This window comes from Hydrotalea sp. (assembly GCF_049968455.1).
Classification (GTDB): Bacteria; Bacteroidota; Bacteroidia; order Chitinophagales; family Chitinophagaceae; genus Hydrotalea.
Genome location: NZ_JBMFQT010000061.1, coordinates 1 through 594, shown reverse-complemented (window position 1 = coordinate 594; position 594 = coordinate 1). Strand labels below are relative to the sequence as shown.

1 protein-coding gene is annotated in these 594 nt (G+C 22.4%); it reads left to right on the top strand.

All coding sequences use genetic code 11. The annotated features are described in order from the left end of the window. Positions 1–153 precede the first annotated feature (153 nt). Entirely contained in the window at positions 154–450 is a 297-nt protein-coding gene (locus tag ACP5P5_RS13700; RefSeq protein ID WP_428286678.1) for a hypothetical protein, read from the top strand. The last annotated feature ends 144 nt before the right edge of the window (positions 451–594 follow it).

Below are 594 nucleotides of genomic sequence, written 5' to 3'. Positions count from 1 at the left end.
ATAGATAACTTAGAAATAACTGAACTCTTTAAAATTACAGATGATTACAAAGAAATTAAGATAACTAATGAATCGATTATTGGTGTTACAAATGATGATATTGAAATAACATATTTCGTTAATACTTAATTTTTTTGTAATGAATCAATAATCATGAAAGTGCAAATAATAAGAAAAAGTGGAAAACCAACATTAATACCAACTGCTTTATTTATTAAAACAGCAGAAGATTATAAAAAAGAATTTTTTAAACAACAATATATACGACCTGGTATTATCATTGATTTACCAGAAGAAAACATTAAAGTTGCATTACAAAGAAATGAAGATTTAGATATAATAAATCTAGAAAATGTAAACGAACCTATTAATAATACAATTGTAAATGTTGCAGAATCTAATAATGAATTAGATAACATTATGCCTAAACCATCTAGATCAAAAAAATAATTTTTTTGCTTTAACCACAATGTTTAAATGAATCAATAGTATTAAACAATTCATTAAACATTAAATTTATATCTTTATTTATTGCATCTAATGCATTTTGAAAACTTGAAGATGCATTATTAGCTAATTGTTTATCAGTATCAG